The following is a 5575-nucleotide window of genomic DNA, read 5'->3' on the forward strand; positions in this document are numbered from 1 at the left end:
AAAATACCTCGGGGGTGAATTGGCGCTTGCGCCAAGAGGGGGCTGGCCCCCTCCCCGTCTCGCGGCCGGGCGCAGCCGGACCGTCGGCAGCGGCGCGCTACTTCACCCGCCGCCATGTCTGGCCGCGGCAGATGCCTAAAACGCAGCCCTCCACCTTCAGACGGTCGCCGGACAGCGCCATCTTCGAGTTGTAGGTCTTGTCGCGGTCCGGGGCCCAGATCTTGCCGCCGCCATAGGCGCCGCCGCCCTTGGGCGACATGCCCCAGATCATCTGCCGCCCGATATTGGGCGAGGTGATCGGCTGGCCGGCGCTGTCATAGCCCTTGCCCAGCGTGCCGCAGATTTCGGCGCCGCAGGGCGCGATGGTGACCAATGCGAAATTGCCGTTGTCATCCGGTTGCGTCTGCCAGACGCCTTCCACCGGGTCCGCCAGCGCCGCGCCGCCAAGGCCGATCAGCCCTACCGCCAGTGCCAGTGCTTTCATGGCTCGTCTCCTCCCTCTGAGCAATGTATCGAGAGCGTGACGCAAGCCGCCGATTCCGTTCAACATTGACGCAAGGTAGGCTTTCATGAGACCTCGCGTCACGAGACCAGACAGAGACGGAGCCGAACGAGCCATGATCCTTTACCCCGCGATCGACCTGAAGGACGGCAAGGCCGTGCGCCTGCTGCGTGGCGACATGGACAAGGCCACCGTGTTCAACGACGATCCCGCCGCGCAGGCGCTGGAATTCGTCGCCGCCGGCTGCGAGTGGCTGCACCTCGTCGATCTCAACGGCGCCTTCGCCGGCGAGCCGGTCAACGCGGCGGCGGTCGAGGCGATCCTGAGCCAGACCAAGACGCCCGCCCAGCTTGGCGGCGGCATCCGCGACATGGCGACCATCGAGCGCTGGCTCGACAAGGGGCTGGCGCGCGTCATCCTCGGCACCGTGGCGGTAGAGAACCCCGCCCTCGTGCGCGAGGCCGCCGCCGCCTTCCCCGGCAAGATCGCCGTCGGCATCGATGCGCGCGACGGCCGCGTCGCCACCAAGGGCTGGGCCGAGGTGACGGATGTGGACGCGGTCGAGCTTGCGAAAAGCTACGAGGATGCCGGCGTTGCCGCGATCATCTACACCGACATCAACCGCGACGGCGCGATGCAGGGCCCGAATGTCGAGGCCACCGCGGCGCTCGCCCGCGCGGTGACGATCCCGGTCATCGCCTCGGGCGGCGTCTCGTCTCTCAAGGATCTCAAGGATCTGCGCGATTGCGGCGCGGCGCTCAACGGCGCGATCTCGGGCCGGGCGCTCTATGACGGCGCGCTCGATCTGAAGGAGGCGCTGAAGGCCCTCGCGGGCTGAGCCTCTCAGATCTCGATGTCGAGCGTCACCGGAAAATGATCCGACGCCACGAGCAGCGCCTCGCGCAGCTCTGGCGTGCGCCAGCAGACCGGGTCGTCGAACGGGTGCCAGATGCGCCATGACGGGCGCGTGGCCGCCAGATCCGGCGAGACCATGATGTAGTCGAGCATCGCCTGCATGTAGCGTTTCTCGGGCTTGAGATAGAACCGCGCGGTGGTGGGCTGGGCGCCGAATTTCGACGCCAGCGCGCGCTCGGCATGGGGATCGAAGAGCGGCGGGCCGCCATCGCCCAGCACGATCTCGACCGAGCTGCGCCCGAACAGGTGCTCGTATTCGTCGAGCCCGGGGCCGTCGTTCAGGTCGCCCATGACGATCACGCTTTCGCCCTCGTCCAGCAGCGCCTCGACCCGACGGCGCAGCCAGATCGCCTGCGCCAGCTGCTTGCGGCGATTGGAGATGGCGAGCCGCATGATCTGGTCGTGGGTCGTCGCGCCGTGCGGCGCCTTGGATTTCAGATGCGCCCCGATCAGCCGCAGCAGCTTGCCCGACGCCGTCAGCGCCTCGACCTCGAGCGGCGGCTTCGAGAAGCTGACCTTGTCGCGGGTCGCATCGATATCGAGATCGATGTGAAAGACCCGGTCGAAGCGCGGCGCCTCTTCGCTCTCCTGAGGGGCGTGGCGCATGGTCAGCACCGCCGGATCGTAGAGCAGCGCGATCTCCTGCTGGGTGTCGTTGACAAAGCCGGTCAGCACCTCGCGGGTGCGCAGCTCGAAGGCCTCGGCGAAGTGCTTGAGCGCGCGGTCGGTGTCGCGCCGGGAATTGCTGTCGGGCGCCTCGATGATCATCACCGCGTCGGCATCCATCGCCGTGAAGACGATGCCCAGGGCCTCGGTCTGCTGCTGGCGGGTGATGTCGTGGCGCGCCGACCAGCCGCCATCGTTCAGCAGCTGCCCGGCATCGTCGAACAGGGCGTCGAACCACTCGATATTGTAGGTGGCGAGGCGCATCCGCCTCAGGCCGCGCGCTGCGCCGAGATCTCTTCCCAGGCGTGGTTGATATCGATCAGGCGCTTCTCGGAAAGCTTCACCGCCTCCTCGGGCACACCGCGCGCCTGCATCACGTCGGGGTGGCTGTCGCGCACGAGGCGGCGCCATTGCTGGCGGATCTCGTCGAGCGGGGCTTCTGGCGAGACGCCGAGCACCGCATAGGGATCGGGGGCGGCATCGGGCACGAAGCGGGCGCGGATGGCGCGGTAATCGGCGGGCGCGACCTCGAAGATCTCGGCCACGCGGTCGAGAAAGGCCTCTTCGGCGGGGTGGTAGTGCCCGTCGGCCATGGCGATGTAGAACAGCCCCTCGAGCAGGTCGCAGATCGGCCCTTTGCTGTCATCGAACATGCGCCGGATGCGGCGGGCGTATTCCTCGAAGCCAGCCACGTCCTGCCGGGCGAGGTTGAACACCCGCGCCGCCGCCGCCTCGTCCTCGGGGGCGACGTGGAACACCTCGCGGAAGGCCAGCACCTCGTTGCGGGTCACCTGGCCATCGGCCTTGGCCATCTTGGCCGAGAGCGCGATCACCGCGATGGTGAAGGCGACGCTGCGCTCGGGCGGCTGGCGCAGGCGGTCGAACACCGCGCCAAGGCCCTCGCCATTGGCGAGCGCGGACAGTGCCTCGGAGATGCGGGTCCAGATCGACATTCGGCGATTCTAGTGCCTTGCGGGGGCGAAGTCAGCGCGGTTCAGAGAAATTTCTGCATCAGGACAAGGTCCATCCAGCGCCCGAACTTGAAGCCGACCTGCGGCAGGCGGGCGGCCTCGGTGAAGCCGATGGCGGCGTGAAACGCCACGCCCGCAGGGTTTTCCGCCGAAACCCCGGCGAAGAGCGAGTGCACCTGCCGGCTGCGGGCGACGTCTTCGAGCGCGGTCATCAGCGCCCGCCCCGCCCCGCGACCTCTTGCCTCGGGGGCGAGGATGACCGTGTGTTCCTTGGTGCGGGCATAGCCGGGCCCGCCGCGGAACGGGAAGAAGGTGGCGAAGCCCAGAAGCCTGCCCGCGTCTTCGGCAACGAGGAAGGCATCGCCGCGCTCGGCGATGTCGGAGGCAATGCCTTGGGGGGTCTTGAGCGCCGTCGAGAAGGTGATCGCGGTGGTCTCGATCCACGGATTCCAGAGCGCGGTGAGTGCCGCGGCATCCGCCGCGCAGGCGGGGCGGACGATCATTGCAGGATCCGGCGCTGGCCCTGCGCGGTGCGCAGTTCGGCGCGCAGCCCCGGCTTCGCTCCGGTGACGAAGGAGACCAGCGGCGCGTCGAGATGGGGCGCGAGCAGCGCCTCAAGCGCCTTGGCCTCGGGGTGGATCACCTCGAGCTTTTCGAGCCGCGTGCCGGAGGCCGAGAGGATCGCGCCGGCAGGCACCGGGCTCTTCCATTCGATCAGCGCCGGGAACACGCCGTCAAAGGGCAGACGGCCATCCTCGGGCACCGACATCACCCAGCGCAGCCGCCCGCGCTCGAGATCCACCGGCTTGCCCGCCATCGGCAGCGCCTCGAGCGCGGCATCCATGTCGCGCACCCGGCAGATCCATTTGTCGAGCCTTGCAGGGCCGTGGAAATCGTCGAGCCCGAACCAGCGCGCGCCCTCGGGCGGCGGCGCGGCGGGGTCGATGGCGATGGCCTCGAGATAGAGCCCCCGGCCAAGGCCCAGGAGCTGGTTATGGGTGCCGTAGCGCGGGTGTTCGCCGCCGGGCAGCAGCGGCATGCCGACGGCGGCCTCGGCATGGGCGACCGCCTCCTCGAGGCTCTCGCCCGCCACCGCGATATGATCCAGTTCCAGCTTCATCCGCCGCCCGGGGTCGTTGTTCATTCGGGTCACGATAGGCGAGCGCACCGGCGGCGCAACGGCTAAAATGCATCAACGCCCGGGGTTTGCACGCTATCACGGGGCGGGGCGGCCCCTCGCGGAGCGTCCGCGCGTCTACAGGCTCCGGGGGAGCGGCGGCAGAGGCGGCCAGCGAGTCCGCGGCGACGCGACGCTCTGCGCCATCGTCCTGCCGGACGCACGGCGCTCGCGTGATCCGTCTTTCAATAAGCAAAGGGCCGGGGAAGATCCCCGGCCCCTGCCCTGTTAACCGCGCGCTTCGCGGATCAGCTTCAGGATGTCCTGCGCCGCGTCGGGGATGTTGGTCCCCGGACCGAAGATCGCCTTTACCCCGGCGTCGTAGAGGAACTTGTAATCCTGATGCGGGATCACCCCGCCGCAGATCACGATGATGTCCTCGGCGCCCTGCGCCTTCAGCGCCTCGATCAGCTGCGGCGCCAGCGTCTTGTGGCCGGCGGCCTGCGACGAGATGCCGATGATGTGCACGTCGTTGTCGATGGCGTCCTGCGCCGCCTCGTCGGGGGTCTGGAACAGCGGCCCCACGTCGACGTCGAAGCCGATATCGGCAAAGGCCGTCGCGATCACCTTGGCGCCGCGGTCGTGGCCGTCCTGGCCCATCTTGACCACCAGCATGCGCGGACGGCGGCCTTCTTCCTCGGCGAAATCCTCGACCGACTTCTGGATCGCGGCAAAGCCCTCGTCGCCCTCGTAGGCGGCGCCGTAGACGCCCGCCAGCGTCTTCACCTCGGCCCGGTGACGGCCGAACACCTTTTCCATCGCCATGCTGATCTCTCCGACAGAGGCCCGCGCGCGGGCTGCTTCGACGGCCGCCTCGAGCAGGTTGCCGCCCTCCTTGGCCCGACGCTCGAGCTCGCCCAGCGCGGCGTCGCAGGCGGCCTGGTCGCGGGTCGCGCGGATGCGCTCCAGCGAGGCCACCTGTCCGTCGCGGACCTTGGCGTTGTCGATGTCGAGAATGTCGAGCTCGTCTTCCTTCTCGAGCCGGTACTTGTTGACGCCGACGATGACGTCATCGCCGCGGTCGATATCGGCCTGGCGCTTGGCCGCCGTCTCCTCGATGCGCAGCTTGGGCATGCCAGAGGCCACCGCCTTGGTCATGCCGCCCATCTCGTCGACCTCCTCGATCAGCTTCCACGCCGCCTCGGCGAGATCGGCGGTCAGCTTCTCGACATAGTAGGAGCCGGCCATCGGATCGACGACCTTTGTCACCCCGGTCTCTTCCTGCAGGATGAGCTGGGTGTTGCGCGCGATGCGGGCCGAGAACTCGGTCGGCAGCGCGATGGCCTCGTCGAGCGCGTTGGTGTGCAGCGACTGGGTGCCGCCCAGAACCGCCGACATCGCCTC

At 68.6% G+C, this 5575-nt stretch carries 7 protein-coding genes; 1 reads left to right on the forward strand and 6 read right to left on the reverse strand.

Annotated elements, in window-relative coordinates; translation table 11 throughout:
• Positions 1–97 precede the first annotated feature (97 nt).
• Positions 98–484, reverse strand: coding sequence for a DUF2147 domain-containing protein (locus AC6RA4_RS23095; protein WP_500164289.1), 387 nt, complete (start codon positions 482–484; stop codon positions 98–100).
• Between the two features lie 133 nt (positions 485–617).
• Here AC6RA4_RS23095 and hisA point away from each other — a divergent pair, with 133 nt between their 5' ends.
• The gene (gene hisA / locus AC6RA4_RS23100; protein ID WP_500164291.1) at positions 618–1340 is read left to right on the forward strand and encodes a 1-(5-phosphoribosyl)-5-[(5-phosphoribosylamino)methylideneamino]imidazole-4-carboxamide isomerase; all 723 of its coding nucleotides are present in this window, start codon (positions 618–620) and stop codon (positions 1338–1340) included.
• A gap of 5 nt (positions 1341–1345) precedes the next feature.
• On the opposite strand, the gene AC6RA4_RS23105 is transcribed toward hisA, so the two are convergent.
• The 5 genes from AC6RA4_RS23105 to AC6RA4_RS23125 all read right to left on the reverse strand — a co-directional run.
• On the reverse strand, positions 1346–2347 hold the full coding sequence (locus AC6RA4_RS23105; protein WP_500164293.1) for an endonuclease/exonuclease/phosphatase family protein: 1002 nt from the start codon (positions 2345–2347) through the stop codon (positions 1346–1348).
• 5 nt (positions 2348–2352) lie between these two features.
• Positions 2353–3036: a TerB family tellurite resistance protein gene (locus tag AC6RA4_RS23110; RefSeq protein ID WP_500164295.1), complete on the reverse strand. Its 684-nt coding sequence runs from the start codon at positions 3034–3036 to the stop codon at positions 2353–2355.
• A 41-nt stretch (positions 3037–3077) separates the two neighbouring features.
• Complete coding sequence (locus tag AC6RA4_RS23115) at positions 3078–3557, reverse strand: GNAT family N-acetyltransferase (RefSeq protein ID WP_500164296.1); 480 nt, start codon at positions 3555–3557, stop codon at positions 3078–3080.
• A complete protein-coding gene (locus AC6RA4_RS23120; RefSeq protein ID WP_500164300.1) occupies positions 3554–4174 on the reverse strand; it encodes a VOC family protein in 621 nt (206 codons plus the stop codon). Before AC6RA4_RS23120 ends, AC6RA4_RS23115 begins: the two co-directional genes overlap by 4 nt.
• A gap of 285 nt (positions 4175–4459) precedes the next feature.
• The coding region (locus AC6RA4_RS23125) for a methylmalonyl-CoA mutase family protein (protein WP_500164298.1) at positions 4460–5575 on the reverse strand (1116 nt) is incomplete at its 5' end.

The organism is Salipiger sp. (assembly GCF_059781815.1).

Coding starts and splice junctions, on each gene's coding strand:
- AC6RA4_RS23095 (WP_500164289.1), bottom strand. CDS start 484: ATGAAAGCACTGGCACTGGCGGTAGGGCTGATCGGCCTTGGCGGCGCG.
- hisA (WP_500164291.1), top strand. CDS start 618: ATGATCCTTTACCCCGCGATCGACCTGAAGGACGGCAAGGCCGTGCGC.
- AC6RA4_RS23105 (WP_500164293.1), bottom strand. CDS start 2,347: ATGCGCCTCGCCACCTACAATATCGAGTGGTTCGACGCCCTGTTCGAC.
- AC6RA4_RS23110 (WP_500164295.1), bottom strand. CDS start 3,036: ATGTCGATCTGGACCCGCATCTCCGAGGCACTGTCCGCGCTCGCCAAT.
- AC6RA4_RS23115 (WP_500164296.1), bottom strand. CDS start 3,557: ATGATCGTCCGCCCCGCCTGCGCGGCGGATGCCGCGGCACTCACCGCG.
- AC6RA4_RS23120 (WP_500164300.1), bottom strand. CDS start 4,174: ATGAAGCTGGAACTGGATCATATCGCGGTGGCGGGCGAGAGCCTCGAG.